Origin of the sequence: Amycolatopsis sp. lyj-112 (assembly GCF_046549055.1) — a bacterium.
GTDB lineage: Bacteria > Actinomycetota > Actinomycetes > Mycobacteriales > Pseudonocardiaceae > Amycolatopsis.
The window spans coordinates 617,308-635,261 of sequence record NZ_JAJPWS010000001.1 but is presented as its reverse complement, the minus strand read 5'-3'; the positions used below and the strand labels follow the sequence as shown (position 1 = coordinate 635,261).

Here is a 17,954-nt window from a genome sequence, read left to right as displayed (position 1 = left end):
GATACGAGCCCCGCGCTCGTCCGACTACCCGATCCCGTATCCAGAAGGGATCGAATTGGCTGAAACCACCCGACTTGGCTCTCTCGAAGACGATTCGACGGGCAATGTCACTGGTCACGGGGTGTCAACAGTGACGCCGGCCGCACCGCGGCGGCCCCGAACTTCGTCCTCGCGACGTCGGCGGCCACTTCCGCATCCCGCCATCGGGGTTCGGCTGAGTCGAAAAGTAGCTGTTCTCCGTCACTCTCCGTGTCGAGACCCTCCACTCTTACGCCGATCAGGCGGACTGCACCCGTGGGCGCGTGCTCGGCGAGGAGCTCGACGGCGGTGCGATGGATGTCGCGGGCCACATCCACACCGACGGCGGTTGTCCTGGCGCGCGTGATCGTCTTGAAATCCGCGAACCGGACCTTGATCGACACCGTCCGCCCGCGCAGCCCCCGGCGGCGCAGGGTCGCGGCGACCCGTTCCGACAGCCGGAGCAGTTCCAGCCCGAGCGCCGCACGGTCGTGAAGGTCGACATCGAAGGTCACTTCGGCGCCGATCGACTTGTCCGGCGTCTCCGGCACCACCGCGCGGTCGTCGTGCCCGTTCGCGAGCGCGAAGAGGTGCTCGCCCAGAGCGCGCCCCAGTGAGCGCCGCAGCCGGGACAGCGGCGCCGCCGCGACGTCGGCGATGGTGTCGAGGCCCTGCTGCCGCAGATGCTCCTCGGTGCGCTTGCCGACGCCCCACAGTGCCGACACGGGCAGCGGATGCAGGAACGCGAGCGTCTCGGCCGCCGGGACGACGACCATCCCGTCCGGTTTCGCCATCCCGGACGCGAGCTTCGCGACGAACTTGACCTTCGCGACGCCGACCGAGCAGCTGATCCCGAAGTCGGCCACCACCCGCTCCCGGATCCAGGCGCCGAGCCGCGCGGGTGAGGAGTCCAGCCGCTTCAGTGCCCCTCTGACGTCGAGGAAGGCCTCGTCGAGGCTCAGCGGCTCGACCAACGGCGTGAGTTCCTTGAAGACCGCCATGACGCCCTGCGAGACCTCGCCGTACAGGCCCGGTGTCGGGGTGATGCAGATCAACTGCGGGCAGAGCCGTTTCGCGGTCGAGAACGGCATGGCCGACCGGACCCCGAACTCGCGCGCCGGATAGCTCGCCGCGGCCACCACCGACCTCGGGCCGCCACCGGAGACGACCACCGGCTTGCCGGCCAGTTCCGGGCGCGTGCGCAGCTCACAGGACACGAAGAAGGCGTCCATGTCCACGTGCAGCAACCCGCACCCGGTGTCGTCCGGCCAGGTGGTGGCGCCCGTCGTCACGCGATAACGGGACATCCCTCCCGGCAGCTCGGCGTTTCTCCCCACGACCGAACGCTAACCCGGACCACCGACAGTTCCGGATCAGGCCGGGCGGCGCGCCAGGACGTGCAGCCGGCTGGAGATGTCCCGCAGCGGCGACACCGACGCGGCCGCCAGCTCGAACTCCGCCAGGTCCTCTTCCCGCACCCCACCGGGTACGAAGTCCGCCACGACGCCGTCGCCCTGCAGCGAGGTCACTTCGAGCCCGACCGCGACCAGCTGGGCCCGCAGGCCCTCGGCGTCGAACCGGCGCAGCACAGTCTCCCGTCCGCCGCCCAGCACTCCACTCTCGGCGGCCAGGAGTTCCCGCGCCTCCCCGAGCCGTCCGGCCAGCGCGCGCTGGAGGATCGCGGCGTGGCGGTTCGCCACCAGCACCGAAACCACGCCGCCGGGTTTGACGGCCGCGGCCAGCGCGGCGAGTACCGCGGCCGGGTCGTCGACGACCTCCAGCAGGCCGTGCGCCAGCACCAGGTCGGCCGATCCGGCCGGTACGTGGGCGCCGAGCGCGTCGGAGTCGTCGGCGATCGCCGTGATGCTGGCGGAGACGCCCTCCTCCTCGGCACGGCGGCGCAGGGTCGCCAGCGCGTTGGGGTTCGGCTCGACGACGGTCACGAGGCAGCCGGCCGACGCCAGGGGCACCGCCCAGCCGCCGCTTCCGCCGCCGACGTCCACGACGTTCGGCTGTTGCACGCCTCGCGCCCGGGCGTCCCGGAGTTCTGCTTCGAGAACCCGGCGAACCGCCCCCGATCCCCGCGTGGCCACGGTGTCCGTCTTCATAAACGCACAGCGTAATGCCCGCCGTCGGGTGACCTGCGGGTGTAGCCCGATGCGGTGTTCGACACCTTGCCAGGGGACCACCCCGCCGAGGGCCCGTAGGCTGTATCGAGTGCACACGGTCGCTGTTCTCAGCCTGAAGGGTGGCGTCGGTAAAACGACGGTCGCCCTCGGTGTCGCGTCCGCCGCTCTGCGTAGGGGCGCCCGGACCCTCGTGGCCGATCTCGACCCGCAAGGCAACGCCACCACCTCGCTGGACCCGCCGCTGACCGACCGCACGCTCGCCGACGTCCTGGAGACGCCGACGCGCGCGGTACTCGAACGCGCGATCGCGCCGAGCGTGTGGGGCGACCAGATCGACGTCCTCGTCGGCGCCGAAGAGCTGGAGATGCTCAACGAGCCCGACGCCGACATCCGGCGGCTCGAGAATCTCTCCCGCGCGCTCGACGAACTGCACACCAACCCGTTGCGCGACGAACCGTACGAACTGGTGATCCTCGACTGCCCGCCGTCGCTGGGCAGGCTGACCCGCTCGGCGCTGGTGGCCGCGGACAGCGCGCTGATCGTCACCGAGCCGACGATGTACGCCGTCTCCGGTGCCCGCCGCGCGCTCGAAGCGATCGAGAAGATCCGCGAGGAGCAGAACCCGGGTCTCCGGCCGATCGGCGTGGTGGTCAACAAGCTCCGCGTGCGCTCCTACGAACATCAGTTCCGCGTCGCCGAACTGCGGGAGAACTTCGGTCCGCTGGTGATGCCGACGGCCATCCCGGACAGGCTCGCGGTGCAGCAGGCGCAGGGCGCGTGCAGCCCGATCCACGAGTGGCATTCCCCGGGTGCGCAGGAAATCGCGCTGACGTTCAACATGGTGCTCGCGAAGGTCCTCCGCTCGAGCCGCGCCGGGCGGCACCGTGTCCGGGGCGACGAAGACCCGCTGGACGCCGTCGAGCCGGACAACGCCGAAGTGCCCGCCAAGCTGGGCGACACCGGCACGGGTTAGCGCCGTGCCCGAAGGCGACACCGTCTTCCTCGCCGGCAAGGTCCTCGACAAGGCGCTGGCCGGGAAAACGCTGCTGCGCGGCGAGTTCAGGGTCCCCCAGCTGGCCACGGCCGACCTCGCCGGGCGGGACGTGCTCGGCGTCGGGACGGTCGGCAAGCATCTGCTGACCCGCTTCTCCGGCGATCTCACCCTGCACAGCCACCTGCGGATGGACGGCAAGTGGGCCGTGTACCCGGCGGGCGCGAGCTGGCGCAGCCCGGCGCATCAGGCGCGGGTCATCCTCGCGACCGACGACATCCAGGCGATCGGCTTCCGCGTGCAAGACCTGGAACTCGTTCCCACGGACGAAGAAAGCCGGCTGGTCGGTCACCTCGGCCCGGATCTACTGGATCCACAGTGGACGGACGAGCACGCGGCGCGGGCGGCGGCCGCGCTGGCTGCGGATCCGGATCGGGAACTGGGCGACGCCCTGCTGGATCAGCGGATCATGGCGGGGATCGGGAACCTGTACAAGGTGGAGATCTGCTTCCTGCTCAAGGTCTCGCCGTGGACGCCGGTGTCCGGAGTGGATCCCGCGAAGGCCGTCGCGCTCGGCCGGAAACTGCTGGTGGCCAACGCCTGGCGGCACGAGCAGATCACCACCGGCGACCCGGGCCGCGGCAGGCGCCAGTGGGTCTACGAGCGGACCCGGCAGGGCTGCTTCCGTTGCGGCGGCAAGGTGGAGGTACTCCAGCAGGGCACCGGCCATCAGCAGCGGCCCACCTGGTTCTGCCCGAAATGTCAGCCGGGACCTCGTCCGGAGCGCTAGGCTGGGCTGGTGACGTTGTTCAAGCTCCCGCTCTACGGGGCCGACACCGAACGCGGCGACCTCGCTCCCTGAGCCGCCCGTTCCGCCCCGCACGTCACCCTCCACCCTCATTTCAGGGAGCTTTCGTCATGCCCGGAATCCTCACGGGCGAGGCGCTGCGCGCGTTCGTGCACGCCCTGCCCAAGGTCGAACTCCACGTCCACCTCGTCGGCTCGGCGAGCCTGCCCACGGTGCTGGAACTGGCCCGCCGCCGCCCGTCCGCCGGAGTGCCGACCGAGCCCGAAGCACTCGCAGAGTTCTTCACCTTCCGTGATTTCCCGCATTTCCTCCGCAACTACCTGGCCGTGACATCGCTGGTGCGCGACGCCCGCGACATCCACACCCTGGTCACCGGGCTGGCGGCCGATCTCGCCACGCAGAACGCGCGCTACGCCGAGGTGACCGTGACGCCGTACAACCACGTCCTCGACGGCATGTCGACGGACGATCTGCTCACCGGTCTCGCCACCGGGCGGGCCGAGGCACTGTCCGAGCACGGCGTGGAACTGGCGTGGTGTTTCGACATTCCCGGCGAAAAGGGCGTCGTCGCGGGGCGCGAGACGGTCGTGTTCGCGCTGCGCGAACGCCCGGACGGGCTGGTGTCGTTCGGGCTCGGCGGGCCGGAGGTCGGTGTCGGGAGGGCCCAGTTCGCGCCGTTCTTCACCCGGGCCCGGGAGGCGGGGCTGCACAGCGTCCCGCACGCGGGCGAGACCACCGGCCCGGCCACCGTCTGGTCGGCCGTGCACGACCTCGGCGCCGAACGGATCGGCCACGGCGTCGGCGCGTACACCGATCCCGCGTTGATGGAATATCTTGCGGCGCAAAGGATTCCACTGGAAGTCTGCCCGACGTCCAATATTCGGACGGGACAGTTCCCGTCGATCGACGCGCATCCGGTGCGGCGGCTGCTCGACCACGGAGTGGTGGTCACCCTCAACACCGACGACCCGCCGATGTTCGGCGCCACCCTGGACGGCGAGTACCTGGCCGTCGCCGAAACACTCGGCCTGACGACGACCGAAATCGCCCGGTTCGCGAAGAACGCCGTCGGCGCGTCGTTCCTGTCTTCTCCGGCCAAGAACGTCCTGCTGGCCGAGATCGAAGAAATCTTGTTGCAGGACCCCGAACTCCTCGCCTAGCGTGGCGGTTACACGAGAGAGGAGGTGGTCCAAAGTTGTATAGCAACAGGACTCGTGAGGTGACTGTCCGCTAGCGGACGGCACGCGTAGGACTCATCAGCAGCGATACAACGCAAGTTGGAGCCACCTTCGGCTCGTCGCCTGCTTCGCGTGATGCCTGATAGCGAATACCAGGCAGTCACCGGGCCCCCGAGGTTCCCGAGCACCAGTCCGGCTCGGGCCCGTTCGCCGTCACCGGCGTCCGGGAGTCACCTCGGGGTACCCCTATTTCCGGACCCGTTCCTCCGCCTGTGAGCAGGCGGGACCGTCCGCCGGACGGGAGAGCCCGTCCGTCGCTATTCGGGTGCCGCACTCCCCCGGAATGGCTAGCCTGGGGCCCATGTTGAGGCCCGACTTCCCGATCACCACTGAGCGCCTTACCCTCCGAGCCTTCACCTCGGATGATCTCGACGAACTCAATTCCTTCCAGTCCCGCGCCGACGTCTCCCGCTACCTGTACTGGGGCCCGCGCAGCCGGGCCGAATCCGCCGCCGCGCTCGCCAAACGGGTGCACAGCGACACCCTGACCAAGGAAGGCCAGTTCCTCGCGGTGGCGGTGGAACTGACCGAGACCCGTCAGCTGATCGGCGACCTGAACCTCGAATACCTGAGCAGCGAACATCGCCAGGGCGAGATCGGTTTCGTGTTCCACCCCGACCACCACGGCAAGGGACTCGCCGCGGAAGCCGCCGTCGAACTGCTGCGGCTCGGCTTCGAAGACCTCGGGCTGCACCGGATCATCGGCCGTTGCGACGGGCGCAACACCGCGTCGGCCGCGCTGATGGAACGGCTGGGCATGCAGAAGGAAGCGCACCTGCGCGAGAACGAAGTCGTCAAAGGCGAGTGGTGCGACGAACTCGTCTTCGCGATGCTCGAAGACGAATGGAAGGCGACCCGCTAGAACGTCGGCTACCGGACCGACCTGGGTTGCGGATGCCGCGAAAGCCACTTTCAGGGCGTCACATGCCCCGAAAGTGGCTTTCGCGGCATGCTCGCCCACCGATCGAGGCCACCGACCTCGCTGCGGCACCGCACTCACGTGATCAGAGACGGATCTCGCGTGATCAGACACGAGTGCGGCATCCAGTCACGTGAGTTTCGCACCTGATCACGTGAGTCACGCCTTCGTCCTGGCTGCGTCCGCGAAACCAATGCCGTGAAGGCCTCCTTGAGGGACTCTGAGTCCCTCAAGGAGGCCTTCACGGACTCCGGAAAGCGCCCAGGCATGATGGGGCCGTGTTCTTCGACAAGATCGTCCGGCCCGCGCTGTACCGGGTCTCCGGCAACGACCCGGAAACCGTGCACGAGCGCACCCTCGTCGCGCTCGGCGGGCTGAGCCGGGTCTCCCCCGCGCTCCGCGCGCTCGGCCGCGTCTACCGGACGGACGATCCGGTCACCCTGCTCGGTCTCCGGTTCCCGAACCGGGTCGGCCTCGCCGCCGGGATGGACAAGAACGGCCGGGCACTGCACGCGTGGCCCGCGCTCGGTTTCGGTTTCGTCGAGGTCGGCACGGTCACCCGGCATGCCCAGCCGGGCAACGACAAGCCGCGGCTGTTCACCCTCGCCCAGAGCGACGCGGTGATCAACCGGATGGGCTTCAACAACGCCGGTGCCGAAGCGCTCGCCGCCCGGCTCGCCGCGGGCGGGAAACCGCCGGTGCCGCTGGGCGTCAGCATCGGCAAGTCCAAGGCGACCCCGCTCGACGAGGCCGTCGACGACTACCGGTTCTCCCTGCGCGCGCTGCACCCCTACGCCGACTACTTCGCGATCAACGTCAGTTCGCCCAACACGCCCGGGCTGCGGGCACTGCAGGACAAGACCGCGCTGGCCGAACTGCTCGCCGAACTCCGGAAGACCTCGACGGAACTCGCCGGGGACGCCGAGCCGACGCCGCTGCTGGTGAAGGTCGCCCCCGATCTCACCGACGAGGCGCTCGCGGAACTGCTCGGGGTGTGCCTCGAACACGGTGTCTCCGGGCTGATCGCGACCAACACGACCCTGTCCCGCGACGGGATCGCGCCGGCCGAAACCGCCGTCGGTGAGCAGGCGGGCGGGCTTTCCGGCCGCCCGCTCACCACTCGTTCGGCCGAAGTGGTGCGGTTCGTGCACGAGGAGACCGCCGGAAAGCTGCCGATCATCGGCGTCGGCGGGATCTTCGACGGAACCGGCGCCGCGCGGATGCTCGACGCCGGCGCCGGTCTCGTCCAGCTCTACAGCGGTTTCGCCCTGCACGGGCCCGGGCTGGTCAAGCGGGTCGCCCGAGGTCTCGCGGCCCGGCCGTACTGACGAACCTCTGATAGGCGCGCCAGCACTGGTATCCGGTCAGCGCCGTCGCCGTCGCCGTGGCCGCCTGGTCACAAAGGACGGCCAGCGGGTTCTCCCCGTTCTCCAGCGTGATCCGGCCGAGGACGAACGGCGCGGGCAGCGCGGCGGCGAACGCCCCGAGCGCCGCGGGTGAGAGCCGCCAGAGCTCACCGGAAAGCATGGTGCGCTCACCTCCCGCCCGCACCGGCACCACCCCCGGCTGCGGCGGTTCGGTCGGCAGCAACAGCATCCGGTAGCCCTCGCCGGTCTGCACCATCCCGGTGAACCGCGCCCCGGCGGCGACGAGGCGCTCGTTCAGCGGCTGGCCACGCAGGTGCGCGCCGAACACGACGAGATCCGCCCCCGGTGCGGGGTAAGGGAAATCGGCCTGCTCGTCGGTGAGCACGGCGGCCAGGTCGATGGCGACCTGGTCGTCGAACGGCCGCACGACCACCGAGACGCCGAACGGCCCGAGATCCGACGGCGACGCCGGAACCGTGACGGCGGCGAGGTCGAGCAGGTTGACGAACGCCGTGAAGGTCTCCAGTCGCCTGTCGACGCCGTCCGGATCGGACAGTGCCTCCTCGACCTGGGGATGGTCGGTGACCGTCGGCAGGACGAGGGCGTCGTACCCGGAAAGCAGGCGCAGCGCGAGCATCCCGGCTTCGGCGACCCGGTGCCTGTCGGCGGTGAAGCCGTCGTCGTGGATCAGGTCGCCCACCGACAGCAGGGCCGACACCTCCACCGTCTCCACGAGGGCTCCCGACGCGCGCAGCGCCGAGACCGCGCCGACGAACGCGGCCCGCGAAGGCAGCGAAAGGGCGGTGAGGGATTCGGAGCCCGGGATCGCGACCCGCGGCCGGTCCCCCGCCCCGAGCCGGACGTCTGCGGGCCACTCGCGGGCGAGCGGGTCGATCCCGTCGGGTCCGGTCATCAGTCCCAGCGCCCGCTGGCCCAGGGTGAGACTGCGCGCGAACAAGGCCACGCTGCCGCACGATCCGACGCCGGTCTGGGGCACCAGGCCCAGCGTCGGCTTCATCCCGACGATCCCGTTGAGCGACGCGGGCACGCGGCCCGCGCCCGAGGAGTCCGTTCCGACCGCCAGATCGACCATGCCCAGCGCGACGGCGACGGCCGCGCCGCTGCTCGCGCTCCCGGAGACCTTGGACGTGTTGAGTGCGGCGCCCACGGGGCCGTACGGACTGTGGGTGCCTTCGAGATCGCAGCCGTACCGGTCGCAGTTGGTCTTGCCGACCAGCACCGCTCCGGCGGCGGTCAGGCGTGACACCACGGACGCCTCCGAGCAGCAGACGTCCTCGCCCGCGGTGGGCAGGCTCGCGACGTCGATGGCGTCGGCGACCGCCAGCAGGGTTCCGGCGAGCGGGAGATCCGCTCCGGTGCGGAGGCGTTCATCGACGGCTTTCGCGTCCACGAGAACGTCCTCCATGGCGCGGAGGGTGATCCAGACTTCGGGCCGGTCGACCTCGGCCATCCGGTCGTAGGCCGCTTTGACGCGCTGGTAGGAGCTGGGAGGCGGAGTCGGAATCTGTTCTGGTTCCGGGGGGAGCGTCGTCACTGGGCGTCCTTTCCTCGGCGGGGACGAGAAAGACCACTGCGAGATCCACTGTGTCCGGTCCGCCACCCTGAGACGCCCGCTCACGCGGGCTGGGTTCAGGCCCGGGCTGGGATGAGCACTGCGTGCATGAAAGGAACGTTAGGCATCGCGAGTTTCCGTAACCAGCGGATTCGGGTTACGCGAGCGTTTCGGTACCGCACAGTGAGCGACTTGTTACTCAGTGGATTATTAGCAAGGACGAATGAGACGATTGTCCAGGAAAGCGGCTGCTCAGGACAGGGTCAGGACAGCTCTCGGAGCGCCATGGCCAGCCCGGCGAGCTTGTCGGTCGCGTCCGAGAGGGACTCCTTGGACGACGTCATCCCGTCGGAACTCGCGGCGACGGTGTGCCCGGCGGCCGCGACGAGACCGCCGTAGCCGTCGACACCGTCGTCGAGCTGGACCCGCAACTGGGCGATGGCGGCGTCGAGGGCGCCCCGCTCCCGCTCGGGCGCGGAGTCGCGGCCGCGTTCGATCGCCTGGATCCGGCCGGCCAGCCCGCGCAGCGCCTGCGCGGCTTCCGTCGACGTGGCCCGGGCGTCCGCCACGGCGATCTCCGACACCGGCATGGTGCCGAGCGACGTCGGCTGGGAAAGCTGGCGAAGCAGCTCCGCCAGTGAAGCCTCGCTCTCGACGAGGCGCTCCATCGGTTCCCGCGCGACCGACCGCGCCGAGGGCAGCGGTGGCGGCGCGGCGGGTGCGGCGGGCAGCACGGTGCGGTTGAGCGCGCGCAGCTTCAGCCCCGACCGGACGCCGAACGTGCCGAAGACGAGGGTGAACGCGCTGCCGGCGATGGCCTGGAAGACGTCGGCCTGGCCGTCCTTGAGCAGGCCAAGACCGGCGACGACGGCGAACAGTCCACAAAGGATGGTGAGGAGGATCCAGAACGTGAGCGCCCTGGAGGTCCGGCGCTTGCGCCTTTCCAGCTTCGCGGCCGGCTCGTTCCAGCGGGCCCATTTCGCCTTGGCCTCGGAAACACCCGGGAGCTGGCCCGCCGCCATGGACGTCAGCTGCTGCGACATCTTCGGCATCGGGGGCATCTTCGGCATGCTCGGCCGCGACTGAGGCCTGGACGGCCTGGGCGGTGTGGGCGACGTGGGAGTCGAAGGCCGGGAGCCCTGCTCGGAGGGCGGGATGTAGCGCTGCAGCTTTTCCTGCGCGCGCTGGGCGTAGTCGGGAAGCTTCTCGATGTGCTTCTCAAGCTTGGCGGTGAACTCCCCGAAGTCCTTGCGCCTGCCCTGGCCCATTACCCTCGCCCCTCTTTCGGTGAGACCGGCCCCGCACCCACGTGGGGGTGCGGGACCGGCTCTAGGTGTGTCAGGCGGGGTTCTTGCCCTGTTCGGCCTGAACCCGTGCCTGGATCTCACGCTGGATGTCCGCGCCACCCGACGCCTTCGGCGCGGCGGCGGTCTTGCCGTCGGTCACCTGCGCGACGGAGTCACCCTTCATGGAAGCGCGGATCTGCTCCAAGCGCGAGTGTCCCGCGAGCTGCGTCGTCGACGCCTGGACTTCCATCATCCGGCCCTGTACGGAGTTCTGTGCGAGTTCGGCCGAGCCGAGCGCGGTGGTGTAGCGCTTCTCGATCTTGTCGCGAACGTCTTCCAGGGACGGGGTGTTGCCCGGCGCGGCCAGCTGGCTCATCTGGTTCAGCGAAGCGGAGACCTGCTCCTGCATCTTCGCCTGCTCCAGCTGAGAGAGCAGCTTGGTGCGCTCGGCCAGCTTCTGCTGCAGCATGGTCGCGTTGCGCTCGACGGCCTTCTTCGCCTGCGCCGCAGCCTGGAGAGACTGGTCGTGCAGGGTCTTCAGGTCTTCGATGCTCTGCTCGGCGGTGACGAGCTGCGCGGCGAAACTCTCGGCCGCGTTCTCGAACTCGACCGCCTTCTCCTCATCGCCCTTGGCACGCGCCTCGTCGGCGAGCACCAGCGCCTGACGGGTCGAGGCCTGCAGCTTCTCGACGTCGCCGAGCTGGCGGTTCAGCTTCATCTCCAGCTGGCGCTGGTTACCGATCACCGAGGCGGCCTGCTGGGTCAGCGCCTGGTGGTTGCGCTGCGCCTCCTCGATGGCCTGCTGGATCTGTACCTTCGGGTCAGCGTGCTCGTCGATCTTCGACGAGAATGCCGCCATCATGTACTTCCAGAACTTCACGAACGGGTTGGCCATCTCCTCCGCCTGCCTTCTCGCATCCCACGGGCTGTTACCTCGAGGTGGGGCGTCCCCTCTTGTGATGTTGCAACGTCCCGACCCCGGCGTTGAGTTCCATCGTGTCAGGTCGGCGTCCCGCGTTCCAGGCGACCCCGACGGAATTCAGGGATACCCCTGACTGTGATATGCGCGACCTTTCGGGTTTCGGCGCCGGTGACCCTCGGTGAAGACGTGCCCTTAGGGGAGCCGAACAGCCGACACGCGCACGAGGAGACGAGAAAGGCCCCAGGCGCGATACCTGGGGCCTCATCTCGACACAGCTACTAGGCGGCGACCATCTTCGGGGCGGAGATCGTCGTCCGCAGAGCGGGGCTCATCCGCGGCGGCGGCGAAATCCGCAGGTCGGCCAGGTCGTTGCCGATCAGCTCGGACACCAGGCGGCCACCTTCGAGGCCACCCGCCGAGGCCTCGGCGGCCTCGCGTTCCGCGGCCCGCCGCTTGCCGGCTTCGACCTTGTCGTCGACCGGGGCGACCTCGACGTTATCGACACGGTCGACGTGGTCGATCGCCGAAACATCGGCCGCGACCTTGTGCAGAAGTTCGCCCAGCGGAAGCTCCAGAGCCTCGCAGATGGATGCCAGCAGTTCGCTCGACGCTTCCTTCTGCCCACGCTCGACCTCGGAAAGGTAGCCGAGGCTCACCCTGGCGGCGCGGGAGATGTCTCGCAGCGTTCGACGCTGGTTCGTGCGGGCGTGTCGGAGCCGGTCGCCGATCGCCTCGCGCAACAGCACGGTCATCACGCGCCTCCCTTCCAGGACTGACTGCCCCCTACGTTACCCAGAGCGGTGCCCCGGGCGCAGGTGTTGACACGGCAATACGCCAAGGGCGAACGCGGCGATCATCCGAGATGTTCCCCCAGCAGGGCCAACGCGCCACGGACCGCACCTGCCCTGACGGCGGCTCGATCGCCGCTCAAGTCCAGCGTACGGACGGTGAGCACACCCGGCCCGGCGAGACCGACGTGGACGGTCCCCGGCTCGACCCCGTCCTGCCCCGAAGGGCCCGCGACACCGGTCAGGCCGAGGCCCCAGGTGGCACCGCAGCGGTCCCGCGCCCCGGCGGCCAATTGCGCCGCGACCTCGGGATGAACGGCTCCCTGGGCGGCGAGAAGATCGCTGTCGACGCCGGCGAGCCGGGTCTTCAGGTCGGTGGCGTAAACGATCAGACCACCCCTGACCACGGCACTCGATCCGGGGACTTCGGTCAGCGTCGCGCAGACCAGACCCGCGGTGAGCGACTCGGCCGTCGCGACCGTCTCCCCCCGCTCGATCAGGTGAGTGACCAAGGTCTCACCGGTTGTGACGGTCACGCGCCCGCCGCACGACGTCCGGCGGCGCGCAGGCGCACCGCTCGCACGACGTAGTCGAGACCGGTGACGACGGTCAGCACCAGCGCGAGCCCCATCAGCACCCAGCGCACCGGCTCGGCGGCCTCCGGCAGCGGGAGCAGGTACGCGGTGATGGCCGCGACCTGCGCCATCGTCTTGGCCTTGCCGCCCCGGCTGGCCGGGATGACGCCGTGCCGGATCACCCAGAAGCGCAGCAGCGTCACGCCGATCTCGCGGATCGCGATGACGATGGTGACCCACCAGCCCAGTTCGCCGAGCACGCTCAGCCCGATCAGCGCGGCGCCGATCAGCGCCTTGTCCGCGATCGGGTCGGCGATCTTGCCGAAGTCGGTGATCAGCCCGTATTTCCGCGCGACCCAGCCGTCGACCTGGTCGGTGAACGACGCGATCGCGAACAGCGCGGTGGCCATCGCGCGCCAGAAGGTGTCCGTCCCGTCGCCCTCGAACAGCGCATAGATGAACAGCGGCACCAGCACCAGCCGCGACATCGTGAGCATGTTCGCGAGATTCAGCGTCGGGACCGGGGTGGCCTCGGGGACCCGGGCGGGTTCACCGCCGGTGCCCTCACCGGCACCGGCGTCGCTCGGGGCGGCATTCACCGGTCGGCCTCGGGCGGCGCGGGGCGCACGATGAGGTCGACACCCTCGGAGTCGATGACCTCGCAGCGCACGAAGTCACCGATCGAGAGCGAGGGCAGGTCGTCCGTTTCCACCAGGACGCACTCGCCATCGACCTCGGGGGCCTGGTGCGCGGCGCGGCCGATCGGGTCTTCGCCCTCTTCGGTCTGCTCGATGAGCACGTCGACGAAGTCGCCGATGCGCTCCTCGGCCCGCTGCGTGGTCAGCTCCTCGACCAGCGCGGAGATCCGCGAGACCCGCTGCGTCACGACGGACTCGTCGAGCTTGCCGTCGAAGGTCTCGGCTTCGGTGCCGTCCTCGTCCGAGTAGCCGAAGACGCCCACCGCGTCCAGCCGTGCGCCGGTCAGGAAGCGCTCCAGCTCCGCGACGTCCTCTTCGGTCTCGCCCGGGAACCCGACGATGACGTTGGTGCGGATACCGGCGGCGGGCGAGTATTCCCGGATCTGCTCGGTCAGCGCGAGGAACGAGTCCGTGGAACCGAAACGGCGCATGCGGCGCAGCACGGTCTCACTGGAGTGCTGGAAGGACAAGTCGAAGTAGTCGGCGACGCCCGGAGTGGTCGCGATGGCCTTGACCAGGCCGGGACGCGTCTCGGCGGGCTGCAGGTACGAGACGCGGACACGCTCGATGCCGGGCACCTCGGCCAGGCGCGGTACCAGCAGTTCGAGCGCGCGGGCGCCGTCACGGCCGAAGTCCTTGCCGTAGGAGGTGGAGTTCTCCGAGACGAGGAAGACCTCCTTGACACCGTTCTCCGCAAGCCACATCGCCTCGGCGACGATCTCGTCCGGTTGCCGGGACACGAAGGAACCGCGGAACGACGGGATCGCGCAGAACGAGCAGCGGCGGTCGCAGCCGGACGCGATCTTCAGCGCGGCCACCGGGGAGGTGTCGAGCCGGGTCCGCAGCACCCGCGGCCCCCAGCCGCGCTGCGCGTGCCCGGGCACCTCGACCGACTCGGCGGCCGTCGGACGCTGGACCGGGCTGATCGGCAGCAGCTTGCGGCGGTCGGACGGGGTGTGCGACGCGACCGTGCGGCCGGCCACCACGTCGTCGAGACGCGCGGAGAGGTCGGCGTAGTGGTCGAAGCCCAGCACCGCGTCGGCCTCGGGAAGGCTCTCGGCCAGCTCGTTGCCGTAGCGCTCGGCCATGCAGCCGACGGCGACGACCTTCTTGCCCGTGTCGGACGCGGCGAGCAGCGTGTCGACCGAGTCTTTCTTGGCGGACTCGACGAAGCCACAGGTGTTGACGACCACGACGTCGGAGTCCTCGGGCTCGGCGGCGAGCTCCCAGCCTCCCGCGGCCAGTCGTCCGGCGAGTTCCTCGGAATCGACCTCGTTGCGGGCGCAACCGAGGGTCAGCAAGGATACGCGACGAGTGGCGACAGGTTCAGTGGTGGGAGAAGGCACGTGCCTCAGGGTAGCTGGCCTGCTCTCGGGGTCGGCGATCGCTTGCTCGGGCGAGCCGTCGGCCGATCATGGCTTCATGGATGGCTTAATGGTGGATGTGCTGTCAGACCCCCTCGAACCGCTCCTTCGCCGCCGCCCGACCGTTCGCCGGGCGCGGATCGCGGACGTCCGCAAGATCAAGGCGCTGGTCGACTCCGACGCGGGGACGGTGCTGCTGGAAAAGGAGCTCGTCACCCTCTACGAGAGCGTCCAGGAGTTCTGGGTGGTCGAAGAAGACGACGAGGTGCTCGGCTGCGGTGCCCTCCACGTGCTGTGGGAGGACATTGGCGAGCTGCGCACCATCGCGGTCGACAAGGGCTGCCGAGGTCGTGGCATCGGGCACGCGCTGGTGGGGCAGCTGATCGACTTCGCCCGCGAGATCGGGCTGAAGCGGCTGTTCGTGCTGACCTTCGAGACCCATTTCTTCGCCGGGCACGGCTTCGTCGAGATAGACGGCACCCCGGTGACCCAGGAGGTCTACGAGGAGATGCGGCGCTCGGCCGATCCGGGTGTCGCGGAATTCCTCGACCTGCCCTATGTGAAGCCCAACACCCTGGGCAACAGCCGGATGCTGCTCGAGCTTTAAGGCTTTTTCGCGTGGCGGGCGACCCGGACCCGGTTGCCGCACAGCGACGGCGTGCACCAGACACGCCGGCTGTTGGCCGCCACGAACAGCATCGAGCAGTCGTGCGCGCCGCATCGCCGTAACCGGTCGGCGCGCGGCCCGGACACGAGGTCGATCGCGGCCACCGCGACGGCGGCGAGGGCGATCTCGCCGCCGTCCTCGCCGTGCCAGCTCACCTCGGCGCCCCCGGCGCCCTCGGCGATGAGCCGCGGGCTGGTGGGGACGGCCGCCGCGGCCGCGTTCACCCGCTCGATCGCCCACGGCCCGGGCTCACGCGCGGCCACTTTGGCTTCGAAGATCTCGCGCACCGCCGAGCGCAGCCGCCTCGTCTGCTCCGCCGACGGCGGCCGCGCCTCCTCGGGCAACAGTGGCGCCTGGGCCGCCCAGAACCGGTCGTGCCCGTCGTCGAGCAGATCGATCGACGGCGAGACGGCCAGCAGGACGGTGTCGGCGAGGTTCACCGCGAGATCGTCGCCGGGAAGGGAGTCCAGATCGAGCATGCCTTGACACTATCAGGTACTAATGGTTACAGACACTTTCAACCATTAGGAGCCTGTCATGGTGAACATCCGGCACCGTTCCGTCCGGCTCGGCGACGTCGAGGTCTTCTACCGAGAGGCGGGCGACCCCGACGCGCCCGCGCTGCTGTTGCTGCACGGCTTTCCGACGTCGTCGCACCAGTTCGTCCGGCTGATGCACCGGCTGTCCGGAAGATGGCGGCTCATCGCGCCGGATCTCCCGGGGTTCGGGCAGACCGTCACGCCCGAGGACTTCACCTTCACCTTCGACCGGCTCGGCGACGTGCTCGGCGACTTCGTCGACGCGCTGGAACTGCGCCGGTACGCGCTCTACGTCTTCGATTTCGGCGCTCCGGCCGGCCTGCGGCTGGCGATCGCGCGGCCGTCCGAGGTCACCGCGCTGATCACCCAGAACGGCAACGCCTACGTCGAAGGTCTCGGCCCGGCGATGCCGGACTTCGCCGCCCTGACCGACGAAACCGAGGCGCGGCGCGGGTTCGCGGAGATCCTCGGGCTTGAGCAGATCCGGTGGCAGTACACCGAAGGCGCGCGCGATCCGGAGGCGATCGACCCGTCGAGCTACCTGCTGGACCGGTACTTCCTCGACCGTCCCGGCCGGACGGAGGCGATGCAGGACCTGTTGTGGGACTACCGGAACAACCCGCCGGTCTACCCGAAGTTCCAAGCGTGGCTCAGGGAAGCCCAGCCGCCGGTGCTCGCGGTCTGGGGCCGCAACGACCAGTTCTTCCTCCCGGCGGGGGCCGAGGCGTTCCGGAAAGATGTCCCCCAGGCGGAGGTTCATCTGTTCGACACCGGGCATTTCGCGCTGGAGGAGGACGTCGAACCGATCAGCGACCTGATCGACCGCTTCCTGGCCGCGCATCTGTAGAAGGGCAAGGTATGGACACCTCGGTCACCGACCACCTGCTCAGCACCACGAGGGCGGTCCGCCGCAAACTCGACCTGGAACGGCCGGTCGAACCCGAGGTGCTCGAGGAGTGCCTGCGGCTCGCGCTGCAGGCGCCCACGCCGGGCAACGCGCAGGCCTGGCGCTGGCTCGTCATCCGCGACCAGGACGTGAAGGACAAGCTGGCGACGCTGTTCCGCGAGGTCGGCAAGGCTTATCTGGAGGCGAACATCGCCGCCGTCGGCGAGGCGATCGATCAGCCGTCCGTGGCACGCGCGTTCGCTTCGGGGCAGCACCTGATCGACGTGATCGACCGGGTGCCGGTGTACGTCATCCCGTGCCTGCAGGGCAGGCCGAGCGGGGACAACGCGACCGACGCGGCGTTCTACGGCGGGATCTTCCCGGCGGTGTGGAACTTCCAGCTGGCGCTGCGCTCGCGCGGCCTCGGCTCGACGCTCACCACGTATCACCTGACCCACGAGGCGGAGGCGGCCGAGATCCTCGGCATCCCCTCGGACGTCACCCAGATCGGGCTGCTTCCGGTCGCGTACACGACCGTGCCGGACTTCAAGCCCGCTTCGCGCGTGCCGCTGGAGGACGTCGCCTACCTCGACGGCTGGGGTAACGCGCTCTAGATTGACTGTCCGTGAAGGCCTCCTTGAGGGACTCTGAGTCCCTCAAGGAGGCCTTCACGGACTTGAACTAGGCCTTCGACACCCGCAGGGTGACCTGGTCGCCCCCCGAACTCACGGCGACCAGGTCCACCCGGCAGGCGGCGAACTCGACGGACTGCGCGCCACCACGTCCGGTGGAGGTCAGTTCCGCCGTCGTCCGCTCACCGCGTCCCGGCTCGGCCAGCGTCAGGGAGATCACCGCTTCCCCGGCCCAGACGCAGACCATGCCCTCGGGACAGCGCGAATCGGACACCAGCCGGGCGAACCGGATACTGACGTCCTTCGACGCGACCTCGGCCGTCTCACCGGCCTTGAGGACGACGGTCTCCCCCAGCTCCACGGTGTCTTTGGCCTTCTCCGGGGCCGGCTGCGGCTGGGGCGCTCGAGGTGGCTGAGGCTGCTGCTGCACCGGCGCGGGCGGGGCCGCGGCGGGTTGTTCCCGCGCGGCGGAGCTGCCGGCTCCGCAGGCGAGACCGGCCAGGGCGCACAGGACGACGAGCAGCTTCTTCAGGTCCACGAGTTCTGGACGGAAC

Annotated in this window: 19 protein-coding genes; 8 read left to right on the top strand and 11 right to left on the bottom strand. The window is 69.6% G+C overall.

What is annotated here, in order from left to right; genetic code table 11:
- Window positions 1–107: 107 nt before the first annotated feature.
- On the bottom strand, window positions 108–1,325 hold the full coding sequence (dinB, locus tag ACLJRL_RS03045) for a DNA polymerase IV (protein WP_410655141.1): 1,218 nt from the start codon (window positions 1,323–1,325) through the stop codon (window positions 108–110).
- 66 nt (window positions 1,326–1,391) lie between these two features.
- Window positions 1,392–2,126 (bottom strand): class I SAM-dependent methyltransferase, encoded by a 735-nt coding sequence (locus ACLJRL_RS03040; RefSeq protein ID WP_410654427.1) that lies wholly within the window; start codon window positions 2,124–2,126, stop codon window positions 1,392–1,394.
- 109 nt (window positions 2,127–2,235) lie between these two features.
- Here ACLJRL_RS03040 and ACLJRL_RS03035 point away from each other — a divergent pair, with 109 nt between their 5' ends.
- The 5 genes from ACLJRL_RS03035 (at window position 2,236) to ACLJRL_RS03015 (ending at window position 7,431) form a co-directional block, all read left to right on the top strand.
- Complete coding sequence (locus ACLJRL_RS03035; RefSeq protein WP_410654426.1) at window positions 2,236–3,120, top strand: ParA family protein; 885 nt, start codon at window positions 2,236–2,238, stop codon at window positions 3,118–3,120.
- 4 nt (window positions 3,121–3,124) lie between these two features.
- Window positions 3,125–3,928: a DNA-formamidopyrimidine glycosylase family protein gene (locus ACLJRL_RS03030; protein ID WP_410654425.1), complete on the top strand. Its 804-nt coding sequence runs from the start codon at window positions 3,125–3,127 to the stop codon at window positions 3,926–3,928.
- A 128-nt stretch (window positions 3,929–4,056) separates the two neighbouring features.
- Window positions 4,057–5,106, top strand: coding sequence for an adenosine deaminase (gene add / locus ACLJRL_RS03025; RefSeq protein WP_410654424.1), 1,050 nt, complete (start codon window positions 4,057–4,059; stop codon window positions 5,104–5,106).
- 379 nt (window positions 5,107–5,485) lie between these two features.
- Window positions 5,486–6,046 carry a GNAT family N-acetyltransferase gene (locus ACLJRL_RS03020; RefSeq protein ID WP_410654423.1) on the top strand — a complete coding sequence of 187 codons (561 nt, stop codon included), beginning with the start codon at window positions 5,486–5,488 and terminating at the stop codon, window positions 6,044–6,046.
- A gap of 335 nt (window positions 6,047–6,381) precedes the next feature.
- Window positions 6,382–7,431 (top strand): quinone-dependent dihydroorotate dehydrogenase, encoded by a 1,050-nt coding sequence (locus tag ACLJRL_RS03015; RefSeq protein WP_410654422.1) that lies wholly within the window; start codon window positions 6,382–6,384, stop codon window positions 7,429–7,431.
- On the opposite strand, the gene ACLJRL_RS03010 is transcribed toward ACLJRL_RS03015, so the two are convergent.
- The 7 genes from ACLJRL_RS03010 to rimO form a co-directional block, all read right to left on the bottom strand.
- Window positions 7,391–9,025 carry an amidase family protein gene (locus tag ACLJRL_RS03010; RefSeq protein WP_410654421.1) on the bottom strand — a complete coding sequence of 545 codons (1,635 nt, stop codon included), beginning with the start codon at window positions 9,023–9,025 and terminating at the stop codon, window positions 7,391–7,393. The two genes, ACLJRL_RS03015 and ACLJRL_RS03010, sit on opposite strands and share 41 nt — an antisense overlap.
- 281 nt (window positions 9,026–9,306) lie before the next feature.
- On the bottom strand, window positions 9,307–10,311 hold the full coding sequence (gene pspM / locus ACLJRL_RS03005; protein ID WP_410654420.1) for a phage shock envelope stress response protein PspM: 1,005 nt from the start codon (window positions 10,309–10,311) through the stop codon (window positions 9,307–9,309).
- A gap of 70 nt (window positions 10,312–10,381) precedes the next feature.
- The gene (locus tag ACLJRL_RS03000) at window positions 10,382–11,224 is read right to left on the bottom strand and encodes a PspA/IM30 family protein (RefSeq protein ID WP_410654419.1); all 843 of its coding nucleotides are present in this window, start codon (window positions 11,222–11,224) and stop codon (window positions 10,382–10,384) included.
- 305 nt (window positions 11,225–11,529) lie between these two features.
- On the bottom strand, window positions 11,530–12,003 hold the full coding sequence (locus tag ACLJRL_RS02995; protein WP_410654418.1) for a helix-turn-helix domain-containing protein: 474 nt from the start codon (window positions 12,001–12,003) through the stop codon (window positions 11,530–11,532).
- Between the two features lie 101 nt (window positions 12,004–12,104).
- Window positions 12,105–12,575: a CinA family protein gene (locus ACLJRL_RS02990; RefSeq protein ID WP_410654417.1), complete on the bottom strand. Its 471-nt coding sequence runs from the start codon at window positions 12,573–12,575 to the stop codon at window positions 12,105–12,107.
- The gene (gene pgsA / locus ACLJRL_RS02985) at window positions 12,572–13,213 is read right to left on the bottom strand and encodes a CDP-diacylglycerol--glycerol-3-phosphate 3-phosphatidyltransferase (protein ID WP_410654416.1); all 642 of its coding nucleotides are present in this window, start codon (window positions 13,211–13,213) and stop codon (window positions 12,572–12,574) included. The genes ACLJRL_RS02990 and pgsA overlap by 4 nt, the downstream gene beginning before the upstream one ends.
- Window positions 13,210–14,658, bottom strand: a complete 1,449-nt coding sequence (gene rimO, locus ACLJRL_RS02980) for a 30S ribosomal protein S12 methylthiotransferase RimO (RefSeq protein WP_410654415.1) — start codon at window positions 14,656–14,658, stop codon at window positions 13,210–13,212. Before rimO ends, pgsA begins: the two co-directional genes overlap by 4 nt.
- A gap of 88 nt (window positions 14,659–14,746) precedes the next feature.
- Between rimO and ACLJRL_RS02975 the strand changes: the two genes are divergently transcribed.
- Window positions 14,747–15,283: an amino-acid N-acetyltransferase gene (locus tag ACLJRL_RS02975; RefSeq protein WP_410654414.1), complete on the top strand. Its 537-nt coding sequence runs from the start codon at window positions 14,747–14,749 to the stop codon at window positions 15,281–15,283.
- Here ACLJRL_RS02975 and ACLJRL_RS02970 read toward each other — a convergent pair.
- Complete coding sequence (locus tag ACLJRL_RS02970; protein WP_410654413.1) at window positions 15,280–15,822, bottom strand: CGNR zinc finger domain-containing protein; 543 nt, start codon at window positions 15,820–15,822, stop codon at window positions 15,280–15,282. The two genes, ACLJRL_RS02975 and ACLJRL_RS02970, sit on opposite strands and share 4 nt — an antisense overlap.
- A gap of 58 nt (window positions 15,823–15,880) precedes the next feature.
- Here ACLJRL_RS02970 and ACLJRL_RS02965 point away from each other — a divergent pair, with 58 nt between their 5' ends.
- The gene (locus tag ACLJRL_RS02965) at window positions 15,881–16,729 is read left to right on the top strand and encodes an alpha/beta fold hydrolase (RefSeq protein WP_410654412.1); all 849 of its coding nucleotides are present in this window, start codon (window positions 15,881–15,883) and stop codon (window positions 16,727–16,729) included.
- Between the two features lie 11 nt (window positions 16,730–16,740).
- Window positions 16,741–17,382: a nitroreductase family protein gene (locus ACLJRL_RS02960; RefSeq protein ID WP_410654411.1), complete on the top strand. Its 642-nt coding sequence runs from the start codon at window positions 16,741–16,743 to the stop codon at window positions 17,380–17,382.
- 67 nt (window positions 17,383–17,449) lie between these two features.
- Here ACLJRL_RS02960 and ACLJRL_RS02955 read toward each other — a convergent pair whose 3' ends face one another.
- Entirely contained in the window at window positions 17,450–17,938 is a 489-nt protein-coding gene (locus tag ACLJRL_RS02955) for a hypothetical protein (RefSeq protein ID WP_410654410.1), read from the bottom strand.
- Between the last annotated feature and the right edge of the window lie 16 nt (window positions 17,939–17,954).

Bases quoted from the DNA above. Each gene is read 5' to 3' on its own strand.
- dinB (WP_410655141.1), bottom strand. From the start codon at position 1,325: ATGTCCCGTTATCGCGTGACGACGGGCGCCACCACCTGGCCGGACGAC.
- ACLJRL_RS03040 (WP_410654427.1), bottom strand. From the start codon at position 2,126: ATGAAGACGGACACCGTGGCCACGCGGGGATCGGGGGCGGTTCGCCGG.
- add (WP_410654424.1), top strand. From the start codon at position 4,057: ATGCCCGGAATCCTCACGGGCGAGGCGCTGCGCGCGTTCGTGCACGCC.
- ACLJRL_RS03020 (WP_410654423.1), top strand. From the start codon at position 5,486: ATGTTGAGGCCCGACTTCCCGATCACCACTGAGCGCCTTACCCTCCGA.
- pspM (WP_410654420.1), bottom strand. From the start codon at position 10,311: ATGGGCCAGGGCAGGCGCAAGGACTTCGGGGAGTTCACCGCCAAGCTT.
- ACLJRL_RS03000 (WP_410654419.1), bottom strand. From the start codon at position 11,224: ATGGCCAACCCGTTCGTGAAGTTCTGGAAGTACATGATGGCGGCATTC.
- ACLJRL_RS02995 (WP_410654418.1), bottom strand. From the start codon at position 12,003: ATGACCGTGCTGTTGCGCGAGGCGATCGGCGACCGGCTCCGACACGCC.
- ACLJRL_RS02975 (WP_410654414.1), top strand. From the start codon at position 14,747: ATGGTGGATGTGCTGTCAGACCCCCTCGAACCGCTCCTTCGCCGCCGC.
- ACLJRL_RS02970 (WP_410654413.1), bottom strand. From the start codon at position 15,822: ATGCTCGATCTGGACTCCCTTCCCGGCGACGATCTCGCGGTGAACCTC.
- ACLJRL_RS02965 (WP_410654412.1), top strand. From the start codon at position 15,881: ATGGTGAACATCCGGCACCGTTCCGTCCGGCTCGGCGACGTCGAGGTC.
- ACLJRL_RS02960 (WP_410654411.1), top strand. From the start codon at position 16,741: ATGGACACCTCGGTCACCGACCACCTGCTCAGCACCACGAGGGCGGTC.